The following is a 19018-nucleotide window of genomic DNA, read 5'->3' as shown; positions in this document are numbered from 1 at the left end:
GTGTCCGCCGGAGTGTCATAGCGCGCCCTTGCGCCGGGTTCCCCGGACCGCGAACTTTTGCTGCAGCAGCACGGCCAGCACAATGATCGCCCCTTTGGTGACGGCCTGCACCGAGGTGTCCAGGTTGTTCTGGGTAAACACATTGGTGAGGGTACTGAAGAGCAGCACCCCCAGGACCGTGCCCACGATGGTTCCCCGCCCGCCGACTAGCAGCGTGCCGCCCACCACCACCGCGGCGATGGCGTCGAGTTCGTAGTAGAGGCCGTGCGTTGAGGTGCCTGCGGTGGTGCGCGCCATCATCATGATTCCGGCAATGCCGGCAGTGAGGCCGGAGAGGATATACAGCCAGACAATGTGCCGTTTGACCTTGATGCCTGCGAGCCGGGCGGCTTCCAGGTTCCCGCCGATCGCCACCGTCCGCCGGCCGAAGGTGGTGCGGTTGAGCAGGAACCAGCCGATTGCGGCCACAACCGCGAAGATCCAGATCAGCAGCGGAACACCCAGCACGTTGGAGCGCAGCACCGCCAGGAAGTCGCGTTCGGTGACAATCTGCGTCCTCCGGCCGGAGATCAGTTCCGCGAGGCCCCGCGCGGCGACCAGCATGGCCAGGGTGGCGATAAAAGCCACGACGTTGCCATAGGCGATGATGGTGCCGTTCACCAGTCCCGCCAGGGCCCCGACGGCGAGGGCCACTGCGACCATCAGCAGCCAGCTGCTGTTCTCCGCAGCCAGCTGGACGGAGGCCAGGGTCGCCACCACCGTGGTCAGTCCCATCACCGAGCCGACCGAAAGGTCGATGCCGCCGGCGGTGATCACGAAGGTCATGCCGATGCAGATGACCCCAAGGATGGAGCCGTAGCTCAGGATGGTCAGCATGTTGTTGACGCTCATGAACTGGGAGCCGCTGGTGGCCGCACCAACCGCCACCAGCAGTGCCAGCGCGATGACCAGGCCCAGGCTCCGTGCGCCCGACCCGCCCAGCATCCGGCGCCATCCCCCGCGGCGGGCCTCCGCCGGTGCGTCCTCCCCGCTGGGAGGCGGTTCCAGCGTTGTTGTGTTGTTCTCGCTCACGAGGCGTTTCCTTTCAGGACGAGGTCGAGCACACCGTGCTCATCAATGTCGGCGGCGTCTCTCAGTGCCAGGCTCCGGCCGGCGTCGAGCACCAGCACCCGGTCGGCCAGGCCGATGACCTCCTCGATTTCGCTGGAGACCACCACGATGGCCACGCCTTGAGCTGCGAGTCTGCGGATCAGTGAGTAGATTTCGGCTTTGGCGCCCACGTCCACGCCGCGGGTGGGCTCGTCCAGCAGCAGGATCCGGGTCCCGTGGATCAGCCAGCGGGCCAGCAGCACCTTCTGCTGGTTGCCGCCCGAGAGGGTCCTGGCCGGGCGGTCCGGGTCCGCCGGCGTCAGATGAAGGGCCGCGGCCTGTTCCCGGGCCGCCTGTTTCTCGGCCCGTTCGTTCAGCAGCCCGCGGCGGGCGAACCGGGCGAAGGTGGACAGCGTGGCGTTCTTGTAGATCGGTTCTTCCAGGATCAGGCCCTGGCTTTTCCGTTCTTCCGGGGATAATCCCATACCCGCAGTGGTGGCGGCCCGCACTGACCCTGGCCGCAGCTGCCTGCCCTGGACCGATACGCTGCCGGTGCTGGCCTTGCGGGCACCGTAGATGGTTTCCAGGATTTCCGAGCGGCCCGACCCCACCAGTCCGGCCAGGCCCAGGATCTCCCCGGCCCGGACGGAAAAGCTGATGCCCTGGAAGGATCCGGACAGGCCCAGGTCCTGCACCTGGAGCAGGACCTGTGCCTCCGCCGGCACCGGTTCCCGGGGCGGATACACGTTGGTGGTTTCGCGTCCGGTCATCAGCCGGACCAGGTCACCGCGGGACACGGATTTCACCGGCAGGGAGGAGGCGGTGCTGCGGCCGTCCTTGATCACGGTGATCCGGCTGCCGATCTGGTCAATCTCCTCCAGCCGGTGCGAAATGTAGACGATCGCGATGCCCTGGGCGGTGAGCTGGCGGATCACCCGGAACAGGTTCGAGACTTCCCCGGAGTCCAGGATGGCGCTGGGCTCATCCATGATGATCAGGCGGGCGTTGCGGGACAGGGCCCGGGCCAGGCTGACAATCTGCTTGCCGGCGGCGGAGAGGCTGCCCACTTCCGTGCCCGGCGAAAGTTCCTGGTGGCCCAGCCGCTGCAGCAGGGTGCGGGCCTCCTGCCGGGCATCCCTGACCCGCAGCACTCCCCCGCGGGCATTTTCGTGGCCCAGGAAGATGTTCTCCGTAACGTTCAGGCCGTCCACCACGTCCAGCTCCTGGTACATGGTGGCAATCCCCAGGTCCAGCGCCGCCGTGGGCGAGGCCAGGTCCACGGGCTCACCCTCCCAGCGGATCTCCCCGCCGTCGGGCTGATGCACCCCGGAAAGCGCCTTGATCAGCGTGGACTTTCCGGCGCCGTTCTGGCCCAGCACGCAGTGCACCTCCCCCGGGAGCACCTCCAGATCAACCCCCTGCAGCGCCCGGACTCCAGCGAAGCTCTTGCTGAGATTCCGGACAACAAGCAGCGGCTTTACGGGTGTTGGGGCAGCGCTGGCCGTCGACATGGAAGGGAGCATACACACTTATGTCGATCACCAGTAGTATCTTGCAGTTTTTTCGGCGGACTTCTGTTAGTGTGACGGCCATCACGATGAGGTGCGGGGTGCGGAACAGTGCCTGCTTGCCTCTTCTGGACGTGCAAGACCCCATCAACGGAGGAGAAAACCATGCAGGCAGCACGCATGTCGGGCCGGAGGCAGCTCGTAACCACCGCGGCGTTCATCGCCGTCGGCGGGCTCGTCCTCACCGGATGTTCCAGCGGCGAAGAGACCAGCAGCGACCCGACCAACAACTCAGTGGAAGGCAACCAGGCCGAGGGCGATACCGTCGTTATCGGTTTCTCCGGTCCGGCGGCCGACCACGGCTGGCTCGGAGCCATCAACTCCGCCGCTCTGGCCGAAGCGGAGAAGCTCCCGGACGTTGAACTGCGGGTGGCGGAGGGAACCAACGACGCCAATCTCCAGATCAGCCAGGTGGAGCAGTTCATCAACGAGGGCGTGGACGCCATTGTCCTGCTGCCCACGGACGGCGCCGCACTGACCGACGTCGCCACCCGGGCCATGGAGGCCGGCATTCCGGTGATCAACGTGGACCGGGAGTTCTCCAGCCCGTTCGCCGCGCGCGCCACCGTCCTCGGCGACAACTACGGCATGGGGGTCAGTGCCGGAACGTACATCTGCGAGCAGGTGGGCGACCAGCCGGACGCCGTGGTGGCGGAAATCGCCGGCATCGACTCGCTGCCGCTCACCCAGGACCGCAGCGCCGGCTTCAAGGACGCACTGGAGGGCTGCGGTCTGGAGGTCAGCAACCGCGTGGCAGCTGACTTCACCGTCCAGGGCGGGGAGGCCGCGGCCTCGCAGCTGCTGGCTGCCGCCCCGGAGATCGATGCGCTCTGGAACCACGACGACGATCAGGGCATCGGTGTCCTGGCCGCCATCGACGCCGCCGGGCGGGACGAGTTCATCATGGTCGGCGGGGCAGGTTCCGCCAACGCCATGCGGGAAATCCAGGCCGGCGACGGTGTGCTCAAGGCAACGATCATCTATCCCTCCACCCAGGCTGCAGACGGCATCCGGCTGGCCCGGCTGGTGGTCCAGAACAAGGCCATGAGCGATCTGGTGGAGATTGAGGTCCCCAACCGGATTGTCCTGAACGCACCCGTGGTCACCAGCGAGAACGTGGAGAAATACCTTCCCACCGCGTTCGAGTCGTAGGTCCCGGCCGGGAGGGCGCCCCGACCCGGGGCGCCCTCCCGGCCCAACCCACGCCGTCGGAGAACAACAGCGGGAAGTCCGCGGAAGCAAGGAGAGAAAATGGACGACGAAAAGCCACTGCGGGTGGCGCTGATAGGCCACGGCTTTATGGGCGCTGCCCATTCCCAGGCGTGGCGGGTTGCCGGAAGGTTCTTCGATCTCCCGCGCCAGCCCCGGATGACGCTGCTGGTGGGCCGGGATGCCGCCCGCACGGAAGCCTCCGCCCGGAAATGGGGCTGGGAGCAAACCTCCACGGACTGGGAGGAAGCGGTGCAGCGGGAGGACATCGACGTCGTCGACATCGTCACGCCGGGCGCCTCCCACGCGCAGATCGCCATCGCCGCACTGCAGGCGGGCAAGCACGTGCTGTGTGAGAAACCGCTGGCCAACACGGTCCAGGAAGCGCAGGAAATGGCCGACGCCGCCGCCCGGGCAGCTGCCCACGGCATCCGGGCGATGGTGGGGTTCACCTACCGCCGGCTCCCGGCCGCAGCCCACGCCCGGGACCTGGTGGCAGCCGGCGCCATCGGCACCGTACGGCAGGTGCGGGCCGCTTATCTGCAGGACTGGCTGGTGGACGCCGAGGCGCCGCTGACCTGGCGGCTGGACCGGGAGCAGGCCGGCTCCGGTGTGCTCGGTGACCTTGGCGCCCACGCCGTGGACCTGGCCCAGTACGTGACCGGCCAGCAGCTCACCGAAGTCAGCGGAACCCTCGAAACCCTGGTGGCTACCCGGCCGCTGCCGGCCGGCGCCGCCGTTCCCGGAAGCACGGGCCTGGGCGCGGCCGCAGGCACCGGCGAGCGCGGACCGGTCACGGTGGATGACGCCGCCTACTTCAGCGGCCGCTTCGGAGACGGCGTGCTCGGCTCCTTCGAGGCCAGCCGGATGGCCACCGGCCGCAAGAATTCCCTGCGGCTGGAGGTCTCGGGCAGCCTGGGCGCCGTGAGCTTTGACCTGGAGGACCTGAATTTCCTGGACTTCTACGACTACACCGCCCCGCCCGCGAGGCAGGGCTTCACCCGGATCATGGTCACCGAACCCGTGCATCCGTATGTCTCCGCGTGGTGGCCGGCCGGCCATTCCCTGGGCTATGAGCACGGTTTTGTCCACCAGGCCAAGGACTTCGTGGAGGCCATTGCCGCTGGAACCCAGCCCGCGCCGTCGTTCGCTGACGGGTTCCAGGTCCAGCAGGTGCTCGACGCCGTTTCCCGCAGTTCCGGCAAGTCCAGCGTCTGGACCCCGGTGCAGTAGCCCCTTCCCGCTTACGCAAGGAGTTCTTATGTCCCGCCCAGTCACCCTGTTCACCGGCCAGTGGGCCGACCTGCCCCTGGAGGAAGTGGCCCGGCTCGCGTCCGGCTGGGGCTACGACGGCCTGGAAATCGCCTGCTGGGGAGACCATCTGGATCCCTGGCGCTGGGATGACGAGTCCTACCTCCAGGGCCGGTTGGCGATCCTGGAAAAGTACAACCTCAGCGTGTACGCGATTTCCAACCACCTCAAAGGCCAGGCCGTCTGCGACGATCCGATCGACCAGCGCCACCGGGACATCCTCCCGGACCGGGTCTGGGGCGACGGTGAACCCGAAGGGGTCCGGCAGCGGGCCGCGGAGGAAATGAAGCACACCGCCCGGCTGGCCGCGGCCCTGGACGTGAAGACGGTCATCGGGTTCACCGGTTCCTCCATCTGGAAATACGTGGCGATGTTCCCGCCGGTGTCCGCGGCGGCCATCGACGCCGGCTACCAGGACTTCGCCGACCGCTGGAACCCCATCCTGGATGTCTTCGACGAGGTGGGCGTGCGGTTCGCGCACGAGGTCCATCCCAGCGAAATCGCCTACGACTACTGGACCACCCAGCGGGCCCTGGAAGCGATCGGCCACCGGCCGGCGTTCGGGCTGAACTGGGACCCCAGCCACTTCGTCTGGCAGGACCTGGATCCGGTCAGCTTCCTCTGGGACTTCCAGGACCGGATTTACCACGTGGACTGCAAGGACACGAAAAAGCGCATGGGCAACGGCCGCAACGGCCGGCTCGGCTCCCACCTGCCCTGGGCCGATCCGCGGCGCGGCTGGGACTTCGTCTCCACCGGTCACGGCGACGTGCCATGGGAGGACGCGTTCCGGATGCTCAACAGCATCGGCTACGAGGGGCCGGTGTCCGTGGAATGGGAAGACGCCGGCATGGACCGCCTGGTGGGAGCGCCGGAGGCCCTGGCGTTCGTGCGGTCTTTGGCCCTCGATCCGCCGCAGGCTGCCTTCGACGCTGCTTTCTCCTCGCACTGAGCTACCCGCACTGGGCTCCCTGCGCTGGGTTCCCTGCACTGAGCTCCTCGCACTGAAAGGGAGGGACCCGGCGCCACCGATGTGACGCCGGTCCCTCCCTCCCTTAGTGCTGCCAGCCGGTCACGAATCCCAGCCGGTCGCGGCTCCTAGCGGCGGGAGTGGCCCCGGTAGGACGCCCAGTGCTGGCGTCCGCCGTCGTCGCCCCGTCCCCAGTTGGCCTGGTGCCCCCGGTTGCCCTGGTGGCCCCAGTGTCCGCGGTCCCAGTCAGCCCGATCGCCATGGCCCTTGCCGTGCCCGTGGCCGTGGCTGTGTTCGTGCTTGCCATGCCCGGGCCGGTCGCAGCCGATGGTGATGTAGCCTTCCAGCCGGATGTCCTCGACGGAACTGCCAACATAGATCGGGACCCTGCCGGTGGGAGTAACCCAGCCGTCAGTTTCCACGTCCCAGTACTGCAGCGAGCGCGGATCGAGCTGGATCTCCAGCCGTCCCCGCTCCCCCGGCGCCAGGGTGATGCTGCCGTACCCGGCGAGCTGCTTGGGCGGTGTCGGCACCTCGGTGGGCAGGGTGCCCACGTATACCTGCACCGTTTCCCGGCCCGTGGCCTGCCCGGTGTTCCGGACCTTCAGCGAGACGGAGGCCTTCGGCTCCTCGGCGTCGGGATTGACCCGGCGGCCGGTGTCCAGCCGGCCGTAGTCGAACTCGGTGTAGGACAGGCCGTGGCCGAAGGGGAACAGCGGCACTGCGCCCTGGGCCAGATACGCCTTGTAGCCCACGAACACCCCTTCGGTGTAAGGCACCACCGGATCCACGATCGAGATCAGGTCGAACGGGTTCGGCGGGCCAACCGTGACGGCCTGCTCGTCGCTGACCGGGAAGGTCACGGGGAGTTTGCCGGAGGGGTTGATGTCTCCGTACAGCAGCCCTGCCACTGTGATGCCCTGGCTTTGGCCCGGGTACCAGGTTTCCAGCACCGCCGGCACCTGGTCGATCCATGGCATGGTCACCGGGCCGCTGGTCGCGAGCACCACAATGGTGTTCGGGTTGACGGCGGCGACGGCGCTGATCAGCCGGTCCTGGTCCTGCGGCAGGGTCAGTGAACCGCGGTCAGCGGCCTCACCGGTGTAGTCCCGGGCCACCACGACGGCGACGCTGGAGCTGGCGGCCAGCTCCACCGCCTCGGCGAAGGCCGGGGCAACCACGCCTTCCTGCGGAGTCCAGCCGAAACGGATCATCGCTCCGGGCTGGTCGTTCAGGCCGCCGTTGAACTGGTTGGGCGCGTCGGTGGTGTAGTCGATGCGCACGGCCAGGGTTTGGCCTGCAGTGAGGTCCACCGTGATTTCCTGCGTGGTCAGGGTCGGCGCCGGGTTGGTGATGACCTGCTGGTCATCCAGGAACAGCTGTGCGGCACCCAGGTTGGTCAGCGAGAAGGTGTACGGCGCCGTGGCCGGGGCCACGATCGTTCCGGTCCAGCGCGCGGAGATCGGCTGGGAGGCCAGGACCGGGCCGATGCCGGGGACCTGGGAGGTGTTGATGGTGTCGTTGGAGATGCCGGTCCGCAGGTTGACCTGCTTCTCGGTGCGGGCCAATTCCGGCTCGCCTTCGAAGTTGTTCAACCCCAGCCGGTATTCGGCGTTGACGTTGGTGAGCACTCCGCTGGGTACCGGGGCCGGGCCGGGAAGCGTGTCCGCCAGGGACACCGGGTCGGTTCCGGCTGATGAGGTCACGGTGCCGCCTGCCCGGGCGGTGATGCCGTCCAGGATGGTGGTCAGCCGGGCCGGGTTGGGAATGGCACCGCTGCCGCCGCCGTCGATGTACCAGTCGACGTCCGCGCCGATCAGCCCGACGCTTGGCACCGCGTCATCCAGCGGCAGGGCGCCGTCGTTCTTCAGCAGCACCGCCGCCTGCGCGGCGACCTGCTCGGCGACCCCGGCATGCTGGTCGAGCATGGTGTCCGGAATGGGCGGTTCAGCCGGCTGCGGGTTCTCGAAGGATCCCGGCGGCGGGTTGTCCACGATTCCGAACTGGAACATGGTCAGCGCTACCCGGCGGGCGGCGTCGGTAATCCGGTCCTCCGGTACGGTCCCGTCCAGGACCGCCTGCAGCAGGTTGTCGCCGGAGAATTCGTCGCCCGGGCCGGATACGTCCAGCCCGGCGGCGTAGTCGGCGAAGCTGTGGGCGGCGTTGAAATCGGAGGAGACGAAGCCCTGGAAGCCCAGCTGGCTCTTGAGGACCTGGTTCAGCAGGGTGTCATTACCGCAGGCATATTCGCCGTTGACCTTGTTAAAGGAGCACATCACCGCTCCGGCGTTACCGTCCTGGATCACGCTGGCCCAGGGCCGGGTGTAGGTCTCCTGCAGAGTGCGCTCGTCCACCTGCACGTCCACGTGGCCGCGCCGGGTTTCGAAGTTGTTCAGGTTGTAGTGCTTCACCAGGGCGGACACCTGGGCATCCTGTTCACCAATCACCTGGTTGGTGGCGGTGTCCCCGCTCAGCAGCGGATCCTCCCCCAGGTCTTCCCACATCCGCCCGTTATACGGGGTGCGGACCAGGTCCATGGTCGGCCCGGCAATCGCGTTGTAGCCGGTGGTCCGGGCCTCTTCACCGGAGACGTGCCCGTAGGCCTGGGCCAGCTTCGGATTAAAGGTGGAGGCCAGTCCGACGCCGACCGGAAGCGCCGTCGTCGGGGTCGAATCCAGCGCCAGGCCGCAGCAGCCGTCCTTGCTGCGGATCGGCGGAATGCCCAGCTCCGGCAGGCCGGGCCCGCCGCTTTGGATCAGCAGCGTGACTTTCTGCTCCAGCGTCATCACGGCGATCAGCAGGTCCGCGCGTTCCTCCGGCGGCAGGCTGGGGTCCAGCCACGGCTGGTCCTGTGCCGGCGCCGGGGCGTCGGCGGGAATCGCCGCGGCGTCGGCGGGAATCTGGGCCGCCGCGGCTTGGTCCTCCGCCGCGGACTCCGCGTCCGGTAGTCCGACAGCACCGGCAGGCGGCAGGAAACTTGTGGTGGCGAGCAGGGTTCCCGCCAAAACGGCGATCCCCTTGGTGAGTATTCGATGTCTGGGGTTTCGTCGTCTGGGGATGCGGCTGGTTTGGATGCGATGCAAGGGTGGAGTGCTGACTCTGCTTTTTCGCTGCATGGTGGTTCCCTCATACGGGCCGCGTTCACCCCCTGGGCGCGGCGGCTACCGCTTGGACTCCGCAGTGTGACCTGTGCGGGTGATGCGCGGCGGGGGCACCTCGGCTTCTGACAGGCATTGGCCTTCCCCCAGCTTGGGCGTTCCCACCGCGGCTCCCTCCGATCCCTCATGCTGATCGGCGGGTGCAGGAAGGACGGTATGAGCGGGTCCCGAACCGGTCAACCGAGGTTGCCCGGGGCGAAGGTTTTGGGGCGTGATTGGGTGTGCGGGGCGCCCCGGAAACTAGGACCAGTGAATCGGCACCGCAATCCGGCGCTGCTCCGGGCTCGCCAGCCCGGGAACCTCAAGCCCGCGGTCCTGCAGACCACGCTGCTCCAGCAGGTGCAGCAGCATCTCCACAGCCTGCCGGCCGATCTGGATGCCATCCACGTCTACGGAGGGGACGCCGGCGGAGCCCAGGGCACGGGCGATCCGGGAATCACCGCTGACCACCAGGTCCTGCGGCACGGCGAATCCGCGCAGCCGCAGGGCATACATGAGGCCCAGTGCGATCGGGGAGGCATACACCAGGACGGCGGTGGCTCCGGAGGCAAGGACGTCGTCGACCAGCCGGATGCCGCTTTCGGCCAGCGGCGGCAGCGGACCCAGCACGGTCAGCTCCGCCCTGCCGGCCAGCGCCTGCGTGATGGCACGGGTGCGCATGCTGTCCGGCCAGGAACCCCCGGGCCCGCCGACGTAGGCGATCCGGGTGTGGCCGCGGTCCGCGAGTTCCCCGGCCAGCCGGCCGAACGCTTCCGCAGTGTCTGCCACGACGGAGGGCATGCCGGGAACCTCGCGCTCGATCAGCACGGTCGGGGCCAGGGACTCGGCGTGGCGCACCATGTCCTGGCTGGCCTGGGAGGCGTTGAGGATCAGCCCGTCCACCTGCCCGGCGAGCCGGTCGATACCGCGCTGGTCCGCCGGGGAGGCCAAACCGCTGACGGCGATGGTGAGGTGGTTGCCGGATTCCTCCGCCGCTGCCTGCGCGCCCTCGATGATCGGAGCGAAGAAGGTGTTCTGCAGGCTCGGCACCACCAGGGCCAGCAGCCCGGTGCGGCCCCGGGCCAGGGCGCGGGCGATGCGGCTGGGCTGGAAGCCAAGGGAGTCGGAAGCGGCCCGGACCCGTTCGATGGTCTCGCGGGCCACCAGTTCCGGCCGGCCCAGGGCGCGGGAAGCGGTCGCCTTGGACACGCCTGCCAGCGCGGCGACGTCGTCCAGTGTTGCCATGGTTCCCCCTATTTCCCTAGCGCGTAACTCTACCGCCGGGTGGGTGGCGTGTGCCGCATGTGAAGCCGGTTAACAAACCGGAAACACGATCCTACTAGGGTAAGGTGCAATCGGTTCCACAACCGGTTTCATTCACGCGGTTGATAACCGTTTTGATCGTTTGTCCGTTTGATCGATTCGTCTGCCTGGCCGAACCGGTCCGCCCATATTGATTCGGGGATAACGCCGTATGCTGCGCAGACCCAAGCTCCTGATTGCGCCGGGAGCCGTTGTGCTGGTGCTGGGATTCGCCATCCCCGCGCTGATCATGATCTTCAGCCCACCCGGCTCCGGCCCGGCCGAGGTCCTCAGCCGGCTCTGGCAGATGCTCGGCGACCCGTATGACCTGGCGATCATCGGCCGGACCCTGCTCTACGGGCTGACCGTCACAGGCCTGTGCATCGTCCTGGGCTTCCCGATCGCGTTCCTGCTGGCCCGCTCCAACTCCCGGTTCGCCGGCGTCTGGCTGGCCCTGGCGATCTTCCCGCTGCTGCTGAGCAACGTGGTCCGCACCTTCGGCTGGCTGGTCATCCTGGGCAGCAACGGCGCCGTCGGCCAGCTGATTGTCGCCCTGGGGCTCAGCGACCGCGGCCCGCAGCTGCTCTACACACCGCTGGCCGTGATCCTGGGCATGCTGCAGCTGTTCCTGCCGCTGGCGATCATCACCATCTATTCGGCCATCGCGCAGGTGGACCGCAACCTGGACGACGCCGCCCGCGGCCTGGGAGCCACCCGCACCCGCACGCTGTGGAGCATTGTTGTTCCGCTGTCCCTGCCCGGCATCGTCGTCGCCGCCACGCTGGTGTTCGCCGGTGCGGCCACCGCCTACACCACGCCGTACCTGCTCGGCGGAACCGGCCAGCGGGTGCTCTCCACCCAGCTCTTCACCTACTCCTCGGTGACCGTTGACTGGCAGGCGGCCTCGGCCACCGCGCTGATTATGACGGTGCTGGTGTTCCTGGTCTCCGGACTCTCCGCTGTGCTCGGCTCGCGAAAGGGCAGGGTCGATTGAAAACCCACCGTATGAAAACCCGCAGCATGAAAACCCGTCCCGTCCTGCTCGCCCTTGCCGTCATCGGCTACGTCGTGATGATCGTTCCGATCCTGTTCGTGGTGATGACCTCCTTCACCGCCGGACGCACGCTGGCATTCCCGCCCACCGGATTCTCGCTGCAGTGGTTCGAAAAGGCCCTCTCCTACGGTCCGTTTATGGAGTCCCTGACCTCCTCGCTGCTGCTGGCCGTGGTGTCCACCGTCCTGGCGCTGCTGCTCGGCGTTCCGGTGGCCCTGGCCATTGCGCGCAGCAAGCTGGCCGGCAAGTCCGCCATCCAGACCTTCTTTGCCTCTCCGCTGATCGTGCCGGAGCTGGTGATCGGCCTGGCGCTGTACCAGCAGCTGGTCATCACCCTGCGCGCGGATACCTTCTGGGTGCTGCTGATCGGCCATGTGGTCATCCTGATGCCTTACACCGTCAGGGTCACCGGCTCCACGCTGGTGCTCAGCGACCTCAGCATTGAAGACGCCGCCCGCGGCCTGGGTGCCACACCGCTGCACACCTTCCGCACGGTCACGCTGCCGCTGATGCGGCCGGGCCTGATTTCCGCCGCACTGCTGAGCTTCATCACCTCGTTCAACAACGTGCCGCTGTCCCTGCTGCTGCAAAGCCGGGATTTCAGCACCTTCCCGATCACCATGCTGGATTACGTCCAGCAGTCCTACGACCCCATGATCGCCGCCATGTCCACGCTGATCATGGCCGGCACGGTAATCATCGCCATCATCGCCGAGCGGACCGTGGGCTTCGCCAAAATCTTCGGAGGTATCAACTCGTGAGCACGCCCGCAGCAGAATTCGTGAACGTGAGCCAGAACTACGGCGGTTCGCTGGCCGTGGATTCCATCAACCTGCAGATCGAGGAGGGGAAGCTGACCACCCTGCTCGGTCCCAGCGGCTGTGGCAAAACCACCAGCCTGCGCATGCTGGCCGGCTACCTGCAGCCCACCGCCGGGCAGATCATCATCGGCGGCTCGGACGCCACGAAACTTCCGCCGGAGAAGCGGAACCTGGGCATGGTTTTCCAGTCCTACGCCCTCTTCCCGCACCTGACCATCGCGGACAACGTCGGCTACGGCCTGAAGCTGCGCAAGGTGCCCGCCGCGGAACGCAAAGCCCGGATCGCCGAATGCCTGGACATGGTGGGCCTGGGACACCTGGCCGAGCGCAAGCCCAAGGCCCTGTCCGGCGGCCAGCAGCAGCGTGTGGCGCTGGCCCGCGCGATCGCCATCCGGCCCCGGCTGCTGCTCCTCGATGAGCCGCTTTCCAACCTCGACGCCCGGCTGCGGGTGCAGATGCGCGCCGAGATCCGCCGGATCCAGTCCGAGACCGGGCTGACCGTTGTGCTGGTCACCCACGACCAGGACGAAGCGCTGGAAATGTCCGACTCCATGGTCCTGATGCGCGCCGGGAAGATCGAGCAGACCGGTTCCCCCTCTGAGGTCTTCACCCGGCCCGGCAACCGGTTCGTCGCTGACTTCCTCGGTTACGAAAACTTCCTGGAGCTGCCCGGCCGCGGCCTGGTCACTGTCCGGCCCGAACACCTGCGCCTGGTGGCTCCGGATCAGCCGGCGGCCGACGGCGGTGTGCTGCTGGACGCCGTCGTCACCTCGGTGGCCTACCGCGGCACCGATGAAATTGTCACCGCCGCTGCCGGCGGCAACGATCTGAAGGTGGCAGTGCACCGCAACTCGCAGAGCGCGTCGCTTCCGGCGCTGCGCCCGGGTGACCCAGTCACCATTTCGGCGGCTGCCGGGGACATCGTGTCCCTGCCCGACGACGTCGTCCCTCCCGTTCCCGCTGCACCTGCCGCTTCCGCGGCCTAAAGCCGGGCGGAGCCCGCCGGTTTCCCCACAAACCGGCGGGTTCCTGCCCACCCCGGATTTCCGCTTGCCCTGAACCTACGCGGCGCATCCGCGCCGGGTACCACCGAAAGGAAACGAAACACCATGTCACTCCCCCGCAACCGCGCAGCCAAGCTCGCTGCTGCTGCCTCCGTGGCCGTCACCGCCGCCCTCGTCCTGTCCGGCTGCGGCGCTTCCAGCGACGCTGCCGGGGAGTCCAAGACCCTGGTCCTGAGCGCTTTCCCCTTCGGTGTGGAAGCGTTTGAGGAAGCCGTGGTGAAGCCCTTCGAAGCGAAGACCGGCATCAACGTGGAGATCGAGACCGGCTCCAACGCGGACCGGCTCTCCTCCCTGGACCTCGCCGGCGGGGATGCCGGCATCGACGTGATGCTGATGTCCGATTTCTACGCCGCCATGGGTGAGGAAAAGGGCCTGTTCCAGGCTGTTGACGCGGAGAAGGTTCCGAACCTGGAGAACATCGCGGACTTCGCCATCTCGGATGACTTCTCCGGCCCGTCCTACAGCTACCAGCTCAACGGCGTGATGTACCGCACCGGCGACGTGAGCGCAGAGGAAGCCGCCAGCTGGGACCTCTACGGCGAGGACAAGTACGCCGGCCGCCTGGCCTTCCCTGACATCTCCACCACCGGCGGCCAGCTCTCGGTGACCGCCGCGGCCGCCACCTACGGCTCCGATCCGTACGACATCGATGCCGCACTGGCCAAAATCGGCGGCTGGGCTCCCAACATCCTGAAGTTCGTCTCCTCCTCCACCGAAATCACCAACCTGCTGGTGCAGGGCGAGATCGTTGCCTCCCCCACCCTGAACGGCTTCGCCACCGACCTGATGGAATCCGGGGAACCGATCGCCTGGACCGCCACCGACACCGGCCGCTACATGGCCACCAACCGGGCACTGATCCCGTCCGGAGCCGAGAACGTTGACGCCGCCCACGAGTTCATCGACTACCTGCTCTCCGCTGAAGCCCAGACCGCTTCCGCCGAGCTGGTCGGCGACCTGCCGGTGAACCCGGACGCCACCGTTCCCGCTTCCCTGACCGCCGTCGTCGGCGATATTGCCAAGGACCCGATCGCGGCCGGCTTCTCCACCCTGGACTTCCCCACCATCGTGGCGAACTACGACTCCTGGGTAGACCGCTTTGCCCGTGAGGCCTCCTCCAAGTAACTCCGGTCCGGGATTTTCCCGGTCCCAGCAATTCCCCGGTGCGGGCCGGACACGGCCCGCACCGGTTCCCCTGCATTGACCGCACTGAACGCACTGAACGCACCAACCCGTACTGAACGCATCAACCCGCACTGAACCAGCACCGAAAGTCAGGACGCATGACCATCACCGCTCCCCTCCCGCCGGAGGCAGTCCAGCCTGAGACCACCCCGGAAACGTCGGCCCTGCAGCAGTTCGCTGCCCGGCTGCCGAAGACCGATCTGCACTGCCACCTCATCGGCACGGTCCGGGCCACCACCTTCGCCGAGCTGGCCGCCAAGGCGGGCCTGGAGCTGCCGGAGGATCCGGAGACGATCTTCGCGAACATCTCCTCCGTGATGCGGGACTTCACCCCGTACGAGAATGCCCGGATTCCGATTGTGGAGGACTACTCCCTGGACCCCGACGGCGACCGGTACTCACTGTTCCAGGCCTCCGACTGGGTCATGCAGTCCCTGACCGAAGCCGCTGACCTCACCCGCATCACGTATGAGGCGTTCGAGGCCGCGCACCGCACCAGCAACACCCGCCACCTGGAACTGTTTATCGACGACGTTCCGCCGAACCTCACCGAGCTCGGCTACGCCGGCTGCGTGGAGGCGTACGCGGAGGGCATCCGGATGGCGGAGCGCGACTTCGGAATGTCCGGCCGGCTGATCGTCGGCATCGACCGCAGCCAGGACGGCGCCTACGCGGTGCGCCGCGTCCAGCAGATCCTGAACGCTCCGCACGAGTACGTGGTGGGCATCGGCCTGGACAACCTGGAAACGGCCGGTCCGCCCGAGCGCTTCGAAGCTGCGTACCAGCTGGCCGGCAAGGGCGGGCTGAAGCGCACCGCGCACTCCTCGGAGCACGCGCCGGTGGCCATCAATACGATCACCTGCCTGGACCTGCTGGGCTGCGACCGGATCGACCACGGTTACTTCGTCATGGAGGACGACGCCGTGATCGCCCGGGTGCGCGAGGACCAGACCCCGTTCACCGGCATCTTCACCACCTCCCGCCGCTCCTGGCGGCCGTGGCGGCGCGCCTCGATCAAGGCCATGGTCGACGCCGGCCTGAACGTCATCCTCGCCTCGGACGATCCGGGGATGTTCCCCACCAACCTGGCCAACGAGTACCAGATCGCCGTGGACGAACTCGGTCTGGACCGCGCCTGGCTGCGGAAGTCGGCGCTGGCCGGCGCCGACGCCTGCTGGCTGCCGGACGCGGAGAAGGCTGCGCTGAAGGCGTCCATGACGGCGGAGATCGATGCGCTGGAGAAGGAACTGTTCGGCTAATCCGGACTGACACCTGATCGAAGCGCGGAAAGGGCCGCCCGGTGGTGATCCGGGCGGCCCTTTCGCGTCAAGGGGGTGGGTCGGGGGCTGGGTGTTCGCCTCGCTGGGACGGCTAAAGGCGCTGGGCTCAGGCTACAACTGCGCCAGGTCCGGAACCCGGCGCGCATACCCGGTGGCCTGCTCGAACGCGTGCGCCACCTGCAGCAGCTCAAAATCCTCGCCGTGATTCATGACCATCTGCAGGCCCACCGGCAGCCCGGATGCGCTGAACCCGGCCGGCATGGACAGCGCCGGCAGCCCGGTCGCGGAAATCACGCAGGCCGAGCGCATCCAGTCCAGATAGGTAGGCAGTTCCTCGCCGTTGATGCTGGCCGGGAAGCGCTGTGCGGCATCGAAGGGCAGCACCTGCGCGGCCGGGGCCAGCAGCACGTTGTATCCGCCGAAGAACTCCTGCACTTTCAGCTCCAGCCGGGTGCGGGCGGCTGCCGTATCGGCAACGTCCTGCCCGGTCAGCGCCCAGCCCTGCTCCACATTCCAGCGGACCTCCGGTTTGATCGACTCCGGATGCTGGCGGACCAGATCGCCGAGGTTCTGCACGAATTCGAGGGACCGCGTGTTCCGGAACACCAGATCCGCGTCCCGCAGGTCCGGACAGGCCTGGGTAACGTCCGCACCCAGCTCCGCGAACACCGCCAGCTGGGCTTCCAGGACGCGAAGCACTTCCTTCTCCACCGGAATCCCCAGCCCGAAGTCCGGGGTCCAGGCCACCCGCAGCCCGGTCAGGTCCCGTTCCAGCGGCTGCGCGAAAACCTCCGGGCCGATCGACGGGTATCCCGCCCGGGATGCCGGCCGGCTGCCCGCGCCGGATCCAGACACGAGACCAGCCAAGGATCCGGGTACCGGCCCGGCGATGGCCTGCAGCATCAGCGCAATGTCCGCCACCTCGCGGGCCATCGGTCCGCTGCGGCCCAGCCAGCTCCACAGGTCCTTGGTTGGCCAGGCGGGCACCGTTCCGGCGGAGGGCCGGAAGCCCACCACGTTGCAGAACGACGCCGGGATCCGCAGCGACCCGCCCATGTCGCTGCCGTCGCTGATCGGCTGGATCCGCGCCGCCAGCGCTGCTGCCGCGCCGCCGCTGCTTCCGCCCGCGCTGCGGTCCGGGGCATACGGGTTGGTGGTGGTGCCGAAGACCTCGTTGAACGTGTGCGATCCGGCGGCGAACTCCGGCACGTTGCTTTTGCCCGTGGTGAGAACCCCGGCAGCTTTCAGCCGGGCAATCACCAGGTCATCGGCGTCGGGCACAAAGTCCTGAAACAGCACCGACCCCTGCGTGGTGCGCAGGCCCTTGGTGTTGTGGGTGTCCTTGTGCGTCATCGGCAGCCCGTGCAGCAGCGGCAGCTCCTCCCCCTGCCTTCCGGCCGCCGCAGCCCGCTGGTCGGCGGCCGCGGCGAGGGCCAGAGCGCCCTCCGGATCCAGGGTGATGACCGCGTTGATCTGCGGATTCACCGCCTCGATCTGTGCCAGGTGGGCGGCCAGCGCCTCCCGCGCGGAGATGGCGCGGGAGCGCAGGGCTGAGGACAGTGCTGCGGCGGACATCGCCTGGATCTCGGCGGTGGACGACGACGGCGCAGGCCGGCTTCCGGCCGGCGACGCGCCGCCCGCAGCTGCCCCGCCCGCCGCTGCCCCGGTGGCAGCAGACGCGCCGGAAGCTGCCGGCCCGGTGGCACCCATGCTCAGGCCTGCGGTCCAGCAGCCAGCCGGGTGGTCAGGGCCGCCAGCGCGGCGGCCAGCCCGGTGCCCAGCGTGGGCTCGATTTCGGGAGCGAACTCCGGTGAGTGGTTCCCGGCAACCAGCTCGCCGGCGTCGACCCTTTCGCGTTTTGTGGAGCCGAACATCCAGTACACCGAGGGCACCCCGATCGCGTCGGCCAGCAGGCCGAAGTCCTCGCTGCCCATCACCGGCGGCACCTCCTTCACGTTCTCTTCCCCCAGCGCCGCGCGCAGGCCGGGAAGCAGCCCGGCGGTGGTCTCCGGATCGTTGTAGCAGCGCGGGAAGCTGGAGATCTCCTCGATCAGCGGCTCCGGGGCGCCGGAGGCAGCGGCCTCGGCGGCAATAATCCGGCGCAGCGCACCCAGCACGTGCTCCCGCACCTCGGGTTCGAAGGTGCGGACGTTGACCGTAAACTCGGCGCTGCCGGGGATGATGTTCTCCTTCAGGCCGCCGTGGAAGGTGCCCACGGTGATGACCGCGGAGTCCCGGGCCGGTACCTCGCGGGACAGGATGGTCTGGATCCGCACCACCATGTGGGCGCCGAGCACAATCGGGTCGATCGACTTCTCCGGCTGCGAGCCGTGCGCCTGCCGGCCCAGCACGGTGATCCGCCAGGAGTCGGCCATGGCCATGGCGGTGCCGCTGCTGATTTCCAGTTCCCCGGCCACCCCGGGCCAGACGTGCTGCCCGTAAATGACTTCGGGGCGGGGTGCCTTGTCCCAGAGCCCGTCCGCGACCATGGCCCGGGCGCCGGCCGCGGTTTCCTCACCGGGCTGGAAAATGAACACCACGGTGCCGGCCCAGCGGTCGGTCCCGCGGGCCAGCAGCTCGGCGGTGGCCAGGGCAACGGCCATGTGGGTGTCGTGCCCGCAGCCGTGCATCACCGGAACGGCGGTGCCGTCCTCCAGGGTGCCGGTGGCGGTGCTGGCGTACTCCAGCCCGGTGTTTTCTCCGATTGGCAGGCCGTCGGTGTCCGCGCGGAAGCCCACCACCGGGCCCTCGCCGTTGCGCAAGATGCCGACGACGCCGGTCCCGCCGCAGGGAAAGGCCTCCAGTCCCAGCTCCTGCAGCCGGGCCAACAGGTAGGCCGCGGTTTCGTGTTCCTGCATGGAGAGTTCGGGATGGGTGTGCAGGTAGCGGTAGGTGTCGTGCAGCTTCTGCTGGTCGTCAGGCGTGTAGCCGAGGTCAGTGAGGAATGCGGCGGCAAGGACACCGGCGGCGCTGCCGGTGGTGCCTTCAGTGGTGACAGTCATGGGTGAACCTTTCGTCATGCGGGAAA

14 protein-coding genes are annotated in these 19018 nt (G+C 68.0%); 8 read left to right on the top strand and 6 right to left on the bottom strand.

The annotated features are described in order from the left end of the window. Window positions 1-15: 15 nt before the first annotated feature. The gene (locus AL3_RS14795) at window positions 16-1071 is read right to left on the bottom strand and encodes an ABC transporter permease (protein ID WP_066302451.1); all 1056 of its coding nucleotides are present in this window, start codon (window positions 1069-1071) and stop codon (window positions 16-18) included. After that, window positions 1068-2600, bottom strand: coding sequence for a sugar ABC transporter ATP-binding protein (locus AL3_RS14790; protein WP_066302506.1), 1533 nt, complete (start codon window positions 2598-2600; stop codon window positions 1068-1070). Before AL3_RS14790 ends, AL3_RS14795 begins: the two co-directional genes overlap by 4 nt. Before the next feature lie 162 nt (window positions 2601-2762). Between AL3_RS14790 and AL3_RS14785 the strand changes: the two genes are divergently transcribed. The 3 genes from AL3_RS14785 (at window position 2763) to AL3_RS14775 (ending at window position 6129) form a co-directional block, all read left to right on the top strand. Further along, window positions 2763-3809 (top strand): substrate-binding domain-containing protein, encoded by a 1047-nt coding sequence (locus tag AL3_RS14785; protein ID WP_066302448.1) that lies wholly within the window; start codon window positions 2763-2765, stop codon window positions 3807-3809. 99 nt (window positions 3810-3908) lie between these two features. Then, the gene (locus AL3_RS14780) at window positions 3909-5099 is read left to right on the top strand and encodes a Gfo/Idh/MocA family protein (protein ID WP_066302446.1); all 1191 of its coding nucleotides are present in this window, start codon (window positions 3909-3911) and stop codon (window positions 5097-5099) included. A 28-nt stretch (window positions 5100-5127) separates the two neighbouring features. After that, complete coding sequence (locus tag AL3_RS14775; RefSeq protein WP_066302444.1) at window positions 5128-6129, top strand: sugar phosphate isomerase/epimerase family protein; 1002 nt, start codon at window positions 5128-5130, stop codon at window positions 6127-6129. 146 nt (window positions 6130-6275) lie between these two features. Here AL3_RS14775 and AL3_RS14770 read toward each other — a convergent pair whose 3' ends face one another. Further along, window positions 6276-9152, bottom strand: a complete 2877-nt coding sequence (locus AL3_RS14770; RefSeq protein ID WP_066302442.1) for a glycoside hydrolase family 3 protein — start codon at window positions 9150-9152, stop codon at window positions 6276-6278. Window positions 9153-9545: 393 nt separating this feature from the next. Beyond that, window positions 9546-10529, bottom strand: coding sequence for a LacI family DNA-binding transcriptional regulator (locus AL3_RS14765; protein WP_083521785.1), 984 nt, complete (start codon window positions 10527-10529; stop codon window positions 9546-9548). A 229-nt stretch (window positions 10530-10758) separates the two neighbouring features. On the opposite strand from AL3_RS14765, the gene AL3_RS14760 reads away from it, so the two are divergent. The 5 genes from AL3_RS14760 to AL3_RS14740 all read left to right on the top strand — a co-directional run bounded on the left by AL3_RS14760 (window position 10759) and on the right by AL3_RS14740 (window position 15969). Continuing rightward, window positions 10759-11580: an ABC transporter permease gene (locus AL3_RS14760; protein ID WP_066302441.1), complete on the top strand. Its 822-nt coding sequence runs from the start codon at window positions 10759-10761 to the stop codon at window positions 11578-11580. A 26-nt stretch (window positions 11581-11606) separates the two neighbouring features. Continuing rightward, the gene (locus AL3_RS14755) at window positions 11607-12401 is read left to right on the top strand and encodes an ABC transporter permease (protein WP_066302503.1); all 795 of its coding nucleotides are present in this window, start codon (window positions 11607-11609) and stop codon (window positions 12399-12401) included. Further along, the gene (locus AL3_RS14750) at window positions 12398-13447 is read left to right on the top strand and encodes an ABC transporter ATP-binding protein (RefSeq protein WP_066302440.1); all 1050 of its coding nucleotides are present in this window, start codon (window positions 12398-12400) and stop codon (window positions 13445-13447) included. Before AL3_RS14755 ends, AL3_RS14750 begins: the two co-directional genes overlap by 4 nt. 123 nt (window positions 13448-13570) lie before the next feature. Continuing rightward, complete coding sequence (locus AL3_RS14745; RefSeq protein WP_083521784.1) at window positions 13571-14650, top strand: ABC transporter substrate-binding protein; 1080 nt, start codon at window positions 13571-13573, stop codon at window positions 14648-14650. A 158-nt stretch (window positions 14651-14808) separates the two neighbouring features. After that, complete coding sequence (locus AL3_RS14740) at window positions 14809-15969, top strand: adenosine deaminase family protein (protein ID WP_246168719.1); 1161 nt, start codon at window positions 14809-14811, stop codon at window positions 15967-15969. A 132-nt stretch (window positions 15970-16101) separates the two neighbouring features. Here AL3_RS14740 and AL3_RS14735 read toward each other — a convergent pair whose 3' ends face one another. Together AL3_RS14735 and AL3_RS14730 are read right to left on the bottom strand one after the other, a co-directional pair. Then, window positions 16102-17700, bottom strand: coding sequence for an amidase (locus tag AL3_RS14735; RefSeq protein WP_083521783.1), 1599 nt, complete (start codon window positions 17698-17700; stop codon window positions 16102-16104). Window positions 17701-17702: 2 nt separating this feature from the next. Then, window positions 17703-18992: an amidohydrolase gene (locus AL3_RS14730; protein WP_066302438.1), complete on the bottom strand. Its 1290-nt coding sequence runs from the start codon at window positions 18990-18992 to the stop codon at window positions 17703-17705. Between the last annotated feature and the right edge of the window lie 26 nt (window positions 18993-19018).

Source organism: Arthrobacter luteolus NBRC 107841 (assembly GCF_001552075.1).
Lineage (GTDB): Bacteria > Actinomycetota > Actinomycetes > Actinomycetales > Micrococcaceae > Arthrobacter_B > Arthrobacter_B luteolus.
Note: the sequence above shows the minus strand (reverse complement) of the source record. Positions and strands in the feature narration are given on the sequence as shown.

Excerpts from the sequence above, each read along its gene's own strand:
- AL3_RS14755 (WP_066302503.1), top strand. The coding sequence starts at position 11,607 with ATGAAAACCCGTCCCGTCCTGCTCGCCCTTGCCGTCATCGGCTACGTC.
- AL3_RS14760 (WP_066302441.1), top strand. The coding sequence starts at position 10,759 with ATGCTGCGCAGACCCAAGCTCCTGATTGCGCCGGGAGCCGTTGTGCTG.
- AL3_RS14790 (WP_066302506.1), bottom strand. The coding sequence starts at position 2,600 with ATGTCGACGGCCAGCGCTGCCCCAACACCCGTAAAGCCGCTGCTTGTT.
- AL3_RS14745 (WP_083521784.1), top strand. The coding sequence starts at position 13,571 with ATGTCACTCCCCCGCAACCGCGCAGCCAAGCTCGCTGCTGCTGCCTCC.
- AL3_RS14765 (WP_083521785.1), bottom strand. The coding sequence starts at position 10,529 with ATGGCAACACTGGACGACGTCGCCGCGCTGGCAGGCGTGTCCAAGGCG.
- AL3_RS14775 (WP_066302444.1), top strand. The coding sequence starts at position 5,128 with ATGTCCCGCCCAGTCACCCTGTTCACCGGCCAGTGGGCCGACCTGCCC.
- AL3_RS14730 (WP_066302438.1), bottom strand. The coding sequence starts at position 18,992 with ATGACTGTCACCACTGAAGGCACCACCGGCAGCGCCGCCGGTGTCCTT.
- AL3_RS14735 (WP_083521783.1), bottom strand. The coding sequence starts at position 17,700 with ATGGGTGCCACCGGGCCGGCAGCTTCCGGCGCGTCTGCTGCCACCGGG.
- AL3_RS14785 (WP_066302448.1), top strand. The coding sequence starts at position 2,763 with ATGCAGGCAGCACGCATGTCGGGCCGGAGGCAGCTCGTAACCACCGCG.
- AL3_RS14780 (WP_066302446.1), top strand. The coding sequence starts at position 3,909 with ATGGACGACGAAAAGCCACTGCGGGTGGCGCTGATAGGCCACGGCTTT.
- AL3_RS14740 (WP_246168719.1), top strand. The coding sequence starts at position 14,809 with ATGACCATCACCGCTCCCCTCCCGCCGGAGGCAGTCCAGCCTGAGACC.